A 13,910-nucleotide genomic window follows, 5' to 3' on the forward strand; every position below is an offset into this window, starting at 1 on the left:
GAACTGGAGGCCTGGACCACCCAGGCCTCCAGCACACCCCTGCTACTCGACGATCGGCGTCTGCACGAGGTTCACCACCCGGCGCCGGTTGACGTACTGGGCCCGGCCCTGGATCAGCGTCTTCGGCTTGACGTTGCCGATGAACGTGCCCTCCTCCCGCGGGCAGGAGAACATCACCACGGCCGTGCCCAGTTCCCACATCCGCCGCATCAGCGGGTTCATCATCGTGCGGCTCGCGTTCGTCGTGCTCCTGGCGACGATCAGGTGCAGGCCGATGTCCGCACCCTGCTGCAACAACGGCATCAGCGGCTCCATCGGGTCGTTGAAGCCACCGGACTCCATCAACTCGAAGTCGTCGACCAGGATGAACAACCGGCCACCGGTCCACCAGTCGCGCTGACGGAGCCTGGTCGCCGGGATCTCCGGTCCCGGCACCCGGCTCTGCAGCAGCTCGGCGACCTGCTTGATCGAGGACTGCAGCCCTTCCGTGCTGACGGTGTAGTTGACCTGGTTGTCCTGCGGGACGGCGTCGTGCAGCTCGCGGCGGAAGTCCACGAACATCACCCTGCCGTCGGCCGGGCTGTAGTGCTGCGCCACGGAACCCGCGATGTGCCGCAACAGGTTCGTCTTGCCCGTCTCGGCGTCACCGAAGATCATCAGGTGGGGGTTGACGTCGAAGTCGTGCCACTGCGGCCCGAGCGCGCCGTCCTCGATGCCCAGCGCCATCGTCAGGTCGAGCTGCGGTGCCTCCGCGGTGGGCGGCGGGAGCTCCGCGACCGTCAGCTGGTTGGGCAGCAGCCGCACCTTCGGCGCCCGCGGTGCCGTCGGCAGGTCGAGGGCCTCCGCGATCTCCGCGGTGGCCTCGGCGATGTCGTCGGTGCGGCTGGTGCCGTCGATGCGGGGCAGGGCGGTGAGGAAGTGCATCTTGCCGGTCGTGAGGCCGCGGCCGGGGATGGCCGGCACGGTGGCCGCGAGCCTGCTGTTGATCTCGGACTCGAGCGGGTCGCCCAGCCGCAGCTCGAACCGGGTGCCCAGCACGTCACGCAGCCAGGGCCGCATGTCCGACCACCGGCTCGTGGCCACGACCAGGTGGATGCCGAAGCCGAGACCGCGCGCGGCGAGCTCGGTGAAGCGGGGTTCCAGCTCCTCGTAGTCCTGCCGGATCGTGAACCAGCCGTCGATGACCAGGAACACGTCGCCGTAGGGGTCGACGTCGACGAACTGCCCCCGTGTGCGGGCGCGGCGGTAGCTCGTCATCGAGTCGATGTTGTTCTGCGCGAACAGCTGCTCGCGCTGGGACAGCAGGTTGTACATCTCCATGACGGTCCGCGTCACGCGGTCGCGGTCGAGCCGGCCCGCGATGCTGCCGACGTGCGGCAGCCGGGCGAGCGGGCTGAGCGTGCCGCCGAAGTCCAGGCAGTAGAACTGGATCTCCTCCGCGGTGTGGGACAGGGCGAGTGCGCTGATGAGCGTGCGCAGCAGCGTGCTCTTGCCGCTTTGCGGTCCACCGGCGATGCCGATGTTGCCCTTGGCGCCCGCGAGCTGCGCGGTGAGCAGCTCGCGCTTCTGCTGGGCCGGCAGGTCGACCAGACCGACCGGGACCGACAGCGTCGAGGCGTCGTACTCGCCGACCGGACGCGGGCCGAGCTCCGGGTGGTCGACGAGCGGTGGCAGCAGCTGGTCGAGCGTGGGTGCCTGCTTGAGCGGCGGCAGCCACACCTGGTGCGCCACCGGCCCGATGCCGCGCAGTCGCGAGATCAGCACCTCCAGCATCGTCTTGGTGTTCTGCTCGGCGCTGTCGGGTTCGACGTCCACGTCGGACGGTTTCGCCTTCGGTGCGACGTACTCGGTGCCGAACGCCACGAGCTGCTGCTCGACCTCGGACCGCCGCAGCCGCTTGCTGACCGGCGGCCGGTACGGGCCGGAGCAGTACGCGCCCTTGAACCTGATCAACGACGTCGTGTCCGGGCGCAGATAACCGTTGCCCGGGTTGTTGGGCAGCTCGTAGGCGTCCGGGACGCCGAGGACGCTGCGGCTCTCCATGGCCGAGAACGTCCGGAGGCTGATCCGGTACGACAGGTGGCTCTCGATCTTGTGGATCCGGCCCTCGTCCAGCCGCTGGCTCGCGAGCAGCAGGTGCACGCCGAGGCTGCGGCCCAGCCGGCCGATCATCGCGAACACGTCGACGAACTCGGGCTTGCTGGCCAGCATCTCGCTGAACTCGTCGACCACGATGAACAAGGCGGGCAACGGTTCCAGCGGCACGCCCTGCGCGCGGGCGGCCTCGTAGTCGCGGCGTGAGGCGTAGTTGCCCGCCGCGCGCAGGAGCTCCTGGCGCCGGTTCAGCTCGCCGGTCAGCGCGTCCTGCATGCGGTCGACCAGTTCCAGCTCGTCCGCGAGGTTCGTGATGACCGCCGAGGTGTGCGGCAGCTCGTCGAAACCGAGGAACGCCGCGCCGCCCTTGAAGTCGACCAGGACCAGGTTCAGCTCCTCCGACGAGTGCGTGGCCGCCATGGCCAGCACCAGGGTGCGCAGCAGCTCGCTCTTGCCGGAACCGGTGGCGCCGATGAGCAGGCCGTGCGGTCCCATGCCGTCCTCGGCCGCCTCCTTGATGTCCAGTTCGATCGGCGTTCCGTTCGACGTCATGCCGATCGGCACGCGCAGCCGCTTGCGCGCGCTCGCGCGGGCCTGCCGGTACGGCACCGGGTCGAACGACCGCAGGTCGCCCAGCCCGAGCAGGGTGGGCAGCTCGTAGTCGCTGGCCAGCGGTTCCTCGTTGTCCTGCACCTCGCCGATGCGGTGGCGGGCGATCAGCCTCGCCAGCGCGGCGGTCGCCTGCGGGCTCAGCGCGTCGGGCCGGCACAGCGGGCTGGTCGACGGCTTGCCCAGCCGGTCGAACGAGACGGTGCCGAGGCTGCTGCCGGTCACGTCGACGTGCAGGGTGTGCGGTCGCGCCTGCCAGGAGAGCGTGCCGCCGACGTCGAGCACGACGACGTTGCGGTAGCCCTCCTCGGCGATGCGGTGGTCGGCGGACAGGGAGATGCCGTCGAGGACGATCACCACGAACGGCTCGCTCGCCGTGATCGGGCTGTCCGGCTCGAACGAGGGCCTGCCGGTGAACTCGACGCCGCCGAGGAGCTGTTCGAGCTCGCTGATGCTGTCGGTGACCATGCGGCGCGTGCCGCTGGCGTCGCGTGAGGCGGGGTCCTGGTTGTGCGGCAACCACTTCACCCAGTCCCAATGCTCTCGTGCCTCGTCGCTCACGCACAACGCGATCAGGGCGTCACCAGGGCCGTGTGCGGTGGCGAGCTGGCCGAGCATGGCGCGCACCAGTCCGCGCACGTGCTCCGGGCCGCCCTGGAACTGCAGGCGCGCGAACCCGCGCAGGTACACGGCGATCGGCGCGTTGTCCAAAGTGGAGTAAGCGCGGATGAACCGGCGCAACGCGTGCGCGGACAGCGGTTCGAGGTCCTCCAGCGGCTTGGTCTCCGGTGGCAGCAGCTTCGTCGTGCTGCGCTGCTTGCCCAGTCCGATCCGGACCTCACCGAAGTCGTCGTGCGCGGGCCTGCGTTCCCACAGGCGGTAGCCCATCGCCGTCGACCACAGCGAACCGGGGTGCGGGTGGATCCACAGGGCCGCCTTGCGCTGCTGGGTGAGCGCCCCGCGCATCTTCTCCCGCACCTGGCCGAGGTAGCGCACGTAGTCGCGCCGGTCGCCGTGCAGCTTCTGCTTGTGCTCCACTCCGGACCGCAGCAGCTGCGCCAGCAGCATGCCGATCGCCGCGACGAGCATGAGTCCCGCGCCGACCCAGGCCAGCGGGCCGGAGCCGGGCCGGACGAACATCAGGACCATGGCCAGCGAGCTCAGCGCCATCGGCGCGTAGAGCAGCACCGAGCTGATCGCCCCACCTGTGTTCTCCGGCACAGCCGGCGGTGGTTGCAGCTCGATCTCGTCACTGGGCGCGGTCGGGCCCGGCCGACGCGCCTTTCTGGTGAATGCCTCGGTGCCCACCGTGACTCTCCTTGGTGAAGGGTTTCCCTCGACGTGGCGTGACGCGGGCCTCGTCCCGGCTGACCGGGAGGTGTGGGAACTAGGTTCCGCGCCAGGGTTTCGCTGCTCGAGAGTTGTCGTTCGCCAGGAAGAATCCGGGGCTCGATATGGAAGAACGCACGCAGTCTCGCACAAATGTACCGACCCGGCTACGGTTCGTTCTCGGCGATCACGCGGTGGATGTCGCCCTGCCGGGTGACGTGCAACTGGTCGACTTGCTGCCGTCCGTGCTGGCCCAGTTCGGGAAGGAGTGGGTCGAGCAGAGCGTCGACCACGAGGGCTGGGTCGCGCAACGGCTGGGTGAGTCCCCGTTGGACGAGGACAAGTCCGCGGCCGAGCTGAACCTGCTCGACGGTGAGACCGTCTACTTGAGACCGCGTGAGGACGCGCTCCCACCGCTGGACTACGACGACCTCGTGGACGGCGTGGCCGAACGGGTGCGCGCCGACGCCGGTCAGTGGACGCCGCAGCGCACCAGGTGGATGCTGCGGGTCGGCGCGGTGGTCGCGTTGCTCGGCGGGCTGCTGGCGCTGCCGGCCGGCGCGAAGCCGCAGACGCTGTGGCTGGTTCCGCTGGTCACCGGGGTCGTGCTGATCGCGGTCGCCGGAGCGCTGGCCCGCGCCAAGGGCAAGGTCGTCGACGGGACCGCGCTGGCCTGCGTCGGCGTGGTCTGGGCGGTCACCGGAGGGTGGCTCGCCGCGGTCCAGATCGCCCCGCTGGGAGGCGTCCCGGTGCGGCTCGTGACCGCGGTCGCCACCGGGGTCGTCGCGGTCGTGCTGGCCCTGGTGGCCGTCGCCGACGCGGTCCTGATCTTCACCACCGCGCTGACCGCGCTGCTCACCCTGCTGGTGCCGGTGGTGATCTGGGTGTCGAGCGACTTCACCGCGGCCCAGTCGGCCGGTATCGGCATCGTCGTGAACTTCATCGCGGTCCTCTTCGCCCCCGGTGGCGCGTTCCGGCTCGGCGGCCTGAAGCTGCCGATGCTGCCGACCGACGCGCCGGAGGTGAAGGAGGACATCGACCCGGTGCCGCACCAGGTCGTGGTGGAACGCAGCACCGTCGTCTTCGGCTACCTCAAGGCCTTCTACCTCGGTTACGGGCTCACCCAGACCGTGTTGCTGCTCGTGCTCGTCCGTCCCGGGCACATGTGGGGGATGATCACGGCGGCGGTGTGCGCGTTGCTGTTGCTGCTGCGGTCCCGTCACCTCACCGGTGTGGTGCCCCGCTGGTCGCTGCTCGTGCCGGCCGGGCTGACCGCCGTGGCACTCGCGGTGCGCCTCGGGATGCCGGAGGAACCGTTCATCCGCGCGGTGGCGGTACTCGCGCCGCTCGTGGCCGTCGGAATCGGGCTGGGGGTGCTGAGCGACTACCTGCCCGGCAAGCGGCTGCGCCCGTACTGGGGCCGCGCGGTCGACATCCTCGAGTACGCGACGGCGATCGCCGTCATCCCGCTGCTGCTGGCGGTGCTGGACGTGTACGCCCGGATCCGGGGGCTGAGCGGCTGATGCAGTCACGCAGAGATCAGGTCCAGGCTTACTTCTTCGTGGTCGGCCGGTTGGTCGCGGGGCTCGCGCAGGGCAAGCCCGACGTGCTGGAGCACCCGAACCGGCGGTTCAACAACGGCACCGTCTTCGGGGTGCTCCTCGCGTGCGTGATCATGGCGATCTTCGGCATCGTCGGGCTGTTCTCGCCGAGCGGCAACAACTCCTGGCGCACGGACGGGACGATCGTGCTGGCCAAGGAGACCGGCGCGCGGTACGTGTACCTCGGCGGCGAGCTGCGACCGGTGCTGAACATGGCGTCGGCGATGCTGGCCGCCGGGCAGTCCGGGGCGAAGGTCTCCGTCAGCCAGAACTCGCTGACCGGGGTCGCGGTCGGTGCGCCGATCGGGATTCCCGGTGCGCCGGACGGGATCCCCACCGCGGACCGGGTCAACCAGGCGCAGTGGACGGTCTGCGCGCGGCCACCGGACAGGCAGGCCGTCGTGAGCGCGCCGACCGTGACGCTGCGGCTCGACCAGGAACCCGGCCGGCCCGTGCCCGACGACCACGCGTTCCTCGTGTCCACACCGGACGGCGTGGTGCACCTGGTGTGGCGGGGGGTGCGGCATCGCATCGTGGACGCGCCGACGCTGGAGGCGCTGGGTTACAGCCAGGAGCGGGTGCTGCCGGTCTCACCCGCGTGGCTGAACGTCATTCCGTCCGGTGTGGACCTGAAGGCGCCGGTGATCGACCGCGTCGGCACGCCGGGACAGGCCGTGGGAGGCCGTCCGAGCCTGATCGGACAGGTGTTCCAGGTGCGCAATCCGGCGATCTCGTCGGAGGAGTACTACGTCCTGCGAGCCGACGGGTTGATGCCGATCAGCCGGACGATCGCGGCGATGCTGCTCGCCTCGCCCGACATCCGCAACGCCTACCCGAACACGCGGGTGGTGCCGATCATCACGGGACCGGACGCGCTGTCCGGCCTGAAGCTGCTCTCCCCGGCGCAGGACGACCTTCCGCCGCAGCCTCCCGCACTCGCGGACCTCGGCATGGGCATGTCGGCGTGCGCCAGGTTCGACCTCGCCGCGGACGAGGGCCGAGCGCCCCGGCTCGTACTGGTACCGATCACGGCGGACAAGGGGGCGGTGCCGCCGTCCGGAAAGCACGTCGTGGGGTCCACTGCGGACCGTGTCGTGATCCCGGCGGGCACCGGGGCACTCGTGCGCACGATGCCCGCTCCCGGCGCGTTGCCGGGCACCGGCTTCCTCGTGACCGATCTCGGGGTGCGCTATCCGCTTTCCGATGAATCGGTCCCCGCGTCGCTGAACCTGGGTGGAGCGCATCCCGTCGCCGTGCCGTCGGCGTTGCTGGCGCTGCTGCCCGTCGGACCCGCGCTCGACCCTCAGCACGCGGTCCTGAGCCAGGTGACCGAGCTCGTCAAAACGGGCTCATGAGGGATCTTCCCCCGTCGATGCCCGGGGGGACGGATTCCGAACATGTCGGATGTGCGGCGGGCATCTAATTCAGTTCAGGCGCCCTTGCGAATGGGTGGCCATTCTCCAGCAGGGACGATCAAGGAGATACACGATGAGCAAGACCAGGCTTACTCCCCAGCAGGTCATCGAGATCGCGAACAAGCACACGCAGGAAGCCGAGCGCATCACCTCCGAGCAGCAGCGGCTCGCCAGCAACATCAACACGCTGACCTCGATCAACTCGGGCGCCATGATCCAGAAGCTGATCACGGTCCACCAGGAGTGGGACTCCAAGACCAAGGAGATCGTCTCGACCCTCAGGGAGATGGCCACCACTCTCAGCCGCGCCGCCAACACGCTGCAGTCCACGGACGAGGCCGGCTCGTTCTGACCTCCCTGCAGGCCCGTTCTTCTTTCAGCTCGTACCAAATTCTTCAGGAGTGAACCGTGACCGGAGCGATCGTTTACGACTACCAGGCGCTGGCCGACGGCGTGCGCCAGATGCAGACCGCCAACGCGAACATCGAGGCGAACGTCAAGTCGCTGACCCAGCAGGTGCAGAACCTGATGGAGTCGTTCGACGGTGAAACCGCGAGGCAGTACAACACGTGCGCCGACCGGATCGCCAAGAAGCTGACCGAGAGCAACGAGGTGCTCAACCAGATCTCGGTCAACCTGAACAAGAACTCGAACAACATGTACGACAGCGACCGCTCGACGTCGACCACGTTCAACTTCTGAGGTGCGCCGGTGGTGCCGGCCCCCTCCCCGGCCGGCACCACCAGCCCCGCTTTGACGAAAGGTGAACGACATGGCCCACGACGGTGGCACCAAGACGACCATCGACCCGGAAGCCGTGCGGGCGATCGCCGCTCGCATGGGCGTGCTGATGGACGATCTCGGCCCTTTCCAGACGCTTCTCTCGCTGCCCGCGCACGCGGGCAACTTCTCCACGGCGACGTGGCTGGAGAAGCTGCTGGGAGACCGCAAGAAGAAGCTGTCGCTGCACGCGGAAGAGCTGAGGAGCGTCATGCACGGGATCGAGGCGAGCCTGAAGAACGCCTGCTCGAACCTCGAGAACACCGACAAGTGCAACGCCGACAGGCTCTAGCACCTGGTGGTGGTTGACCGTCAGCGCCTCCGGTGCTGACGGTCGCTCGTTTTGTGGACGGTCGTAGTGCGGGAACTCGACTTGGTGAGGGCGGTTCGGCGTGACAAGTCCTGAAGGCACGGACCCGGCGGAGGCCGGCGGTGGCCTCGACGCCGACAGCATCCAGTCGCTCGCCCAGTTCAAGGCGATGGCAGGAGATGCGCTCAGCCCGGGCGCACCCGCCTTGTTCGACGCCCTGGCGGTCGGGTTCAACGTGGCGAACGACCGGCTGCTCCAGTTCCGCCGGTCCTTCTGGGACGAGACGACCCAGATGGGTGAGGCGTTCACGGGGTTCACCGGCGACCAGTTCCAGAGCTTCGCCGACGACGTGGTCATGAAGCGGAGCCAGCTCGTCCAGGAAGCCATCGAGCTTTACTCGAACGCGCTGCGCGGCGCTTCGAAAGCCCTCGTCTTCTTCCAGGCGAAGGTGGCCGAGATCGAGGCCGAGTTCGCCAACCGGGTAAAGGAGTACGGCAAGCAGGTCGCCAAGCTGGCCGACGCGATGGCGACGCTGGAGCAGGAGTTCGACGCCGGCACGTATCTCCGCGCGGTGATCCAGCGGGACGAGCAGAACAACCTGTTGCCCGAGCTGCGCAGGGCGCTGCTCGACCTGTCGTCGAGCTACCAGAGCACCGGCAACAGTCTCACCGACTTCCAGAGCAACATCGTCTCGCCCGGTGCCGGATCCGGTGGGACGGGTACCGGCGGCGGCGTCGACGTCGATGGCGACGGCGTCATCGACATCGGAAAGGGCATGCCGCCGTTCTTCGGTCCTCCATCGGGAGGTTCGGGAACGGGCGATGGCCAAGGCGGCGGCCAGGGCGATGGCCAGGGCACAGGTGGCGCCACGGGCGGCGGTGGCGGCACGGGTTCCGGTACGAACTCCAGTGAGCGCGGGACCGATCCGGTCACGAAGAAAGCCATGGAGGACGCCAAGAAGGCCGCTCACGACGCCATCCAGAAACTGATCGACGAGACGAAGGGCGACTCGCCGGAGGCGCAGGCTCGCCGCGAGGCGTTGCGGCGAGCCCAGGAGGCGCTGGACAACGGTCTCGGCGTCGGAGACGGCAGCGGCACCACCGGCACGGGATCGCCCGTCACGGATCCGGTGCAGCGGCAGGCGATGGAGGACGCGAGGCGGGCCGCCACCGATGCGATCAACGAGCTCGAACACAAGTCCGGCACCGGTGATCCGACGCGCCAGGAGGCGTTGACGCGGGCGAACCAGATCGCCAACGACGCGATCAGCCAGCTGCAGAACGGTGGGACCGGTGGTGGCGCCGGAAGTGGTTCCGGCGCGGGTGCCGGTGGTGGCACGGGTGCTGGTGGCGTGGGCACAGCCGGCGCCACGGGTGCCGGTGGTGGCACGGGTTCCGGTACGAACTCCCGTGAGCGCGGGACGGATCCGGCCAGGCAGAAGGCCATGGACGACGCCAGGAAGGCCGCGAACGACGCCATCCAGGCGCTGACCAACCAGACGACGGGCAACTCGCCGGAGGCGCAGGCGCGTCGCGAGGCGCTGGAGGAAGCACGTCGAGCGATCAACGACTCCCTCGGCGGCACTGGCGCTGGTGGCGGAGGAGGTGGCACCGGAGCCGGTGGCAGCGGTACGGGCGGCGGCAAGACGCCGTCGTCGACCGATCCCGCGCGACAGCGCGCGTTGGACGACGCCAAGAGGGCGGCCAACGAGGCGATCAACGCGCTCTCCAACCCGCCCGGTGGCGGAGGAGGCACCGACCCGTCGCGTCAGCAGGCTTTGGCGGATGCCAGCCGGATGGCCAACGACGCCATCAACCAGTTGCAGAACCCCTCGGCCGGCGGAAGCGGCGGTGGTGGTGCTGGTGGTGGCACGCCGGGGCCGACGACTTCGTCGAACGGGCCCACCGGCGGTGGTAGTGGCAGCGCGGCTGCGGAGCGGGCGAGGCAGGCGGCTGCGGCTGCGGCGAATGAGGCCGCGTCCGCGATCGACGGTATTGCCTCTGGTGGCGGTGCCGGTGGCGGTGCCGGTGGCGGTGCGGGGACGAGCCTGATGTCGGACGGGCCTACCGGCGGTGGTGCTGGCGGTGGTGCCGGTGGTGGCACGGGCGGCGCAGGTAGCGGAACTGGCAGCGCGGCTGCGGAGCGGGCGAGGCAGGCGGCTGCGGCTGCGGCGAATGAGGCGGCGTCCGCGATCGACGGTATTGCCTCTGGTGCTGGTGGCGGCGGCTCCGGTGGCGGTGCGGGCGGTGCTGGTGGCGGTACGGGCGGCACGGGCGGTGGTACGGGCGGTGCTGGTGGCGGTGCCGGTGGTGGTACTGATCCTGCGGCTGGGGAGCGGGCGCGGCAGGCGGCTGCGGCTGCGGGTGCCGCGCGTGAGGCGATGTCCGCGATCGACGGTATTGCCTCTGGTGCTGGTGGCGGTGCTGGTGGCGGTGGTCTCGGCGGTGGCACGGGCGGCGGCTCCGGTGGTGGTACGGGCGGCGCTGGTGGCGGCACGGGCGGTGGTACGGGCGGTGCCGGTGGTGGCACTGATCCTGCGGCCGCGGAGCGGGCGAGGCAGGCGGCTGCGGCTGCGGGCGCTGCGCGTGAGGCGGTCTCCGCGATCGACGGTCTGGCCAATGGGGGCGGTGGCTCCGGTGGCGGCTCCGGTGTGAGCCTCGGTGGCAGTGGGCTCGGTGGAGGCACTGGCGGAGGCACCGGTGTCGGGCATCCGGGTTCGCAGTCCGGCGGAACCGGCACCGGTGGGTTCGACACCGACGCCGCGGAACGGGCGAGGCAGGCGGCCAACCAGAGCGCCAGCGACGCGATCGAGCGGATCCGTCAGATCGGCAGCGACTCCGGTCTGGGCGGCGGGTTCTCGACGGACGGAAAGTCGCCGCTGGCGAGCTTCCTGTCCGGAGATGCCGCCAGTGGCGGCGGGTTCGGCACCGGCACCGGCACCGGTGTCGGTGGCGGTACGCCGCGGTTCGGTGCCGACGGCAAGGTCGCGGGAACGGCAGCGGAGATCACCGCCGCCGCGCAGCAGAAGGGCTACCAGGTGCCCACCCGCAGCGGTGTGGTCGGCGTGCCCACGACCATCTCGCGCGGTCCCGCCGGTCTCGACATGGGCGGGGGAATGCCGCCGCCGATGGGTGGCGCGGGCGCTGGGATGGGTGCCGGGCAGGAGAAGAAGGACCGGGAACGCACGGTCTGGCTCACCAGCGACGGCAAGGACTGGGAAGAAGACGACGAGAACACCGCAGGTCCATCGACCCTCGGACGGAGCTGAGCAATGGCGACGCGGAACCCCGACCTCGCGATCACGGGCGAGATCAGGAACCTGAACTTCGACCAGGTGCGCGCACGGGTGGCGGCAGCGGACCCGCACACCTTCTACCGCAAGGCCGCCGCGTTCGAGCAGGCGGCGGAGCGGCTGGAACTGTTCGGCGACCTGCTGCGCCGGTACCGGGCGGAGCTCGAGTCGGTGTGGCACAACGGCGATCCGCGGCAGTTCGAGTGGGTGGACCGGATGCTCCGGCACGTCGACGCGCTAACCGCCAGCCTGCGCGAGCCGAGCTACCCGGCGGCGCTGCGGCACCTGGGCGACGCCGTCGCGAACAGTCAGCAACGTCTGCGAGGACTCGAGAACCACAACGGCACCGCGCCGGACGAGAGCGCGTTGCTCGCACGGGACGAACACGCCCGGCAGATCCTCACCGATCTGTCCAGTTCGTACGTCCAGTTCGGACAGCCTCTTTCGGACCTTCCCGAGCGCGGCGCGACCGGGGTGCCGATCCAGGTTCCGGCCACGCCTGCGGAAGGGGCGGCCGCTCGGCACGTGATGGCGCCGGTGAGCACTGTTCGTGGCAAGAGCGCCGGTGTGAGCCGGAGTTCGGCTGTGGCCGTGTCGGCACCGGTGTCTCCTGTGGACGGTGGTGTGCCGCGCTCGGCCGCCGCGGAGCCGTTCGGCAGGCTGTCCCACTTCGCCGCGTCGCAGCCCGCGCCGGTCAAGGCTGATCAGGTCGCGCAGTTCGGCGGGTTCGCCGCGATGGCACTGCCGGCGGAGGCCGCCGCACCGCTCGTCGCGCCCGCTGCGGGGGACGGCACCAAGAAGTCCGTCCAGCGCCGCGAAGGCGCGCTGCCGGTGAACCTCCAGGCGTCGCCGCTCGTCACCGCGGCTGCCGCAGCTCCGGCGACGGTCTCCGCGGAACCCGTGACGGCGGCTGCTGCCGCACATCCGGTGACGGTTTCCGGACAGCCGGTGACCGTCGTCGCCGCCGCGTCCGTGCCCGCGACGGTCCCCGCTGCCGCGGGCACGTCCGCGACCGTCCCCGCCGTCCCCCAGGGGTCTGTCGCGGTGCCCGCGGCGGCGTCCGCTGCTCCGGCGGCGCTTCAGTCCGCGGGGGTTTCCCCCGTCATAACGGCCGCAGCGGCCCCGGCACCCGCCGCCGCACCTCCCACACACCCTAATTTGGCGTCCAGGCCACCGCTCCCCGGTGAGTTCCCCGCGATGTCCACGTCAGTCGGTGGGTCCGCCGCCCCGCTGGGCGACGTGCACGCGGGAACGAGCTCCACCGCAGCGGCAGCCTCGACGGGCGCGGTTCCGCCACCTGCGGCCGTCGGCGCGGGCTCGATGGCCGGTGCACCCGTGTCGCGTGTGGACAGCACGTGGCTGCGGGCCGATCCCGGCACGTGGTCCGCCGGCAACACCCAGGGCGCGGCCGCGCGGCCGGGCCACGGAACAGGCGGCGGTGGCTGTGCGCCGACAGGCGTCATCGGTCACTCGGAGAACGGGAAGGGCGACGTGCGATGACGAACTGGACACCGATGACTGAGTGGCTCGGCGAGTACCTGGACCTCCAGCAGCGCAACGAGGCCGCCATCGAAGGCTGGGTCGAGCTGCGACGTGAGCTCTCGTCGCTCCTGGAGGAGATCGAGCGGGAGGCCGCGGCGCACGCCGCCCAGGCCGGCGACGGAGAGGATGAGGCGCGATGACCGACTGGTTCTCCCAGTACCGGACCCTGGAAGAAGCCACCGACGCCGCGATGGCGTCGGTGGAGCGCGAGCAGCAGAAGATCTCCGAGCTGACCCGCCAGATGAACGAGAACACGACGACGGTCCGTTCCAAGGACCGCTCGTTCACGATCGACTTCGACGGCCGCGGCGAGATCACCGGCTTCAACTTCGTGGGCACCAAGTACCGCACGATGGCGCCGGCCGAGTTCAGCCACCTGCTGGTGCAGACGATCAAGGCCGGCAAGGCCCTGTGCATGCAGAAGCTGGCCGACTCCATGGGGGACGAGGTCCTGCCGGGCGTCACCTTCACCGACCTCGCGAGCGGAAACCTCAGCGTGGAGGAGGTCTTCGAGAAGGTCGTCTCGCCGTTCCTCGGTGACGAGTACAGCGACGGCATCCTCGGCCGCCCGGCCGCGGGCGAGAAGGAAGAGAAGCGCAATGGCTAACCGCACCTCCATCGACATCGAGGGCACCCGCGCGGTGATCGCGCGGCTCCAGGAGCTCGGCCTGAGCTTCGGACAGGCGGCCGCGACCATGAAGGACGCGGCCGCCCGCTACGACGGCTGCTGGGGCCACGACGAGTTCGGCGAGGCGTTCGCCAAGTCCTACGTGGACAACTCCAACAAGACGCTCGAGTACGTCACCACGCTCGCCAACAACCTCGGCCTCACGGGGGACGCCGTCTCGAAGGCGGTCGACAAGCTCGTCCAGACCGACGAGAACAACGCCGCCCGCACCTGACGAACTCCGTCGCGAGCCACCTGAGGAAGAGCTCCC

Annotated in this window: 11 protein-coding genes; 10 read left to right on the forward strand and 1 reads right to left on the reverse strand. The window is 70.1% G+C overall.

The genetic code is table 11. The features are described from left to right. Positions 1 to 42: 42 nt before the first annotated feature. Positions 43 to 4,011 carry a type VII secretion protein EccCa gene (gene eccCa / locus ABZV40_RS19180; RefSeq protein ID WP_355442795.1) on the reverse strand — a complete coding sequence of 1,323 codons (3,969 nt, stop codon included), beginning with the start codon at positions 4,009 to 4,011 and terminating at the stop codon, positions 43 to 45. Positions 4,012 to 4,157: 146 nt separating this feature from the next. Between eccCa and eccD the strand changes: the two genes are divergently transcribed. From eccD to ABZV40_RS19230, 10 genes are all read left to right on the forward strand, one after another. After that, positions 4,158 to 5,555, forward strand: coding sequence for a type VII secretion integral membrane protein EccD (gene eccD, locus ABZV40_RS19185; protein WP_355442797.1), 1,398 nt, complete (start codon positions 4,158 to 4,160; stop codon positions 5,553 to 5,555). Next, positions 5,555 to 6,988 (forward strand): type VII secretion protein EccB, encoded by a 1,434-nt coding sequence (gene eccB, locus ABZV40_RS19190; RefSeq protein ID WP_355442800.1) that lies wholly within the window; start codon positions 5,555 to 5,557, stop codon positions 6,986 to 6,988. The genes eccD and eccB overlap by 1 nt, the downstream gene beginning before the upstream one ends. A 133-nt stretch (positions 6,989 to 7,121) precedes the next feature. Further along, on the forward strand, positions 7,122 to 7,400 hold the full coding sequence (locus ABZV40_RS19195; RefSeq protein ID WP_355442803.1) for a WXG100 family type VII secretion target: 279 nt from the start codon (positions 7,122 to 7,124) through the stop codon (positions 7,398 to 7,400). A 56-nt stretch (positions 7,401 to 7,456) separates the two neighbouring features. Beyond that, positions 7,457 to 7,750 (forward strand): WXG100 family type VII secretion target, encoded by a 294-nt coding sequence (locus tag ABZV40_RS19200; RefSeq protein ID WP_355442806.1) that lies wholly within the window; start codon positions 7,457 to 7,459, stop codon positions 7,748 to 7,750. A 70-nt stretch (positions 7,751 to 7,820) separates the two neighbouring features. After that, positions 7,821 to 8,120: a hypothetical protein gene (locus ABZV40_RS19205; RefSeq protein ID WP_355442810.1), complete on the forward strand. Its 300-nt coding sequence runs from the start codon at positions 7,821 to 7,823 to the stop codon at positions 8,118 to 8,120. Positions 8,121 to 8,220: 100 nt separating this feature from the next. After that, a complete protein-coding gene (locus ABZV40_RS19210) occupies positions 8,221 to 11,406 on the forward strand; it encodes a hypothetical protein (RefSeq protein ID WP_355442812.1) in 3,186 nt (1,061 codons plus the stop codon). Positions 11,407 to 11,409: 3 nt separating this feature from the next. Next, the gene (locus tag ABZV40_RS19215; RefSeq protein ID WP_355442815.1) at positions 11,410 to 12,930 is read left to right on the forward strand and encodes a hypothetical protein; all 1,521 of its coding nucleotides are present in this window, start codon (positions 11,410 to 11,412) and stop codon (positions 12,928 to 12,930) included. A 14-nt stretch (positions 12,931 to 12,944) separates the two neighbouring features. Further along, the gene (locus ABZV40_RS19220; protein ID WP_355442818.1) at positions 12,945 to 13,112 is read left to right on the forward strand and encodes a hypothetical protein; all 168 of its coding nucleotides are present in this window, start codon (positions 12,945 to 12,947) and stop codon (positions 13,110 to 13,112) included. Further along, complete coding sequence (locus ABZV40_RS19225; protein WP_355442822.1) at positions 13,109 to 13,579, forward strand: hypothetical protein; 471 nt, start codon at positions 13,109 to 13,111, stop codon at positions 13,577 to 13,579. Before ABZV40_RS19220 ends, ABZV40_RS19225 begins: the two co-directional genes overlap by 4 nt. Then, on the forward strand, positions 13,572 to 13,874 hold the full coding sequence (locus tag ABZV40_RS19230; RefSeq protein WP_355442825.1) for a hypothetical protein: 303 nt from the start codon (positions 13,572 to 13,574) through the stop codon (positions 13,872 to 13,874). Before ABZV40_RS19225 ends, ABZV40_RS19230 begins: the two co-directional genes overlap by 8 nt. Positions 13,875 to 13,910: the final 36 nt, after the last annotated feature.

This window comes from Lentzea sp. NPDC004782 (assembly GCF_040609115.1).
In the GTDB taxonomy this organism is placed as follows: domain Bacteria; phylum Actinomycetota; class Actinomycetes; order Mycobacteriales; family Pseudonocardiaceae; genus Lentzea.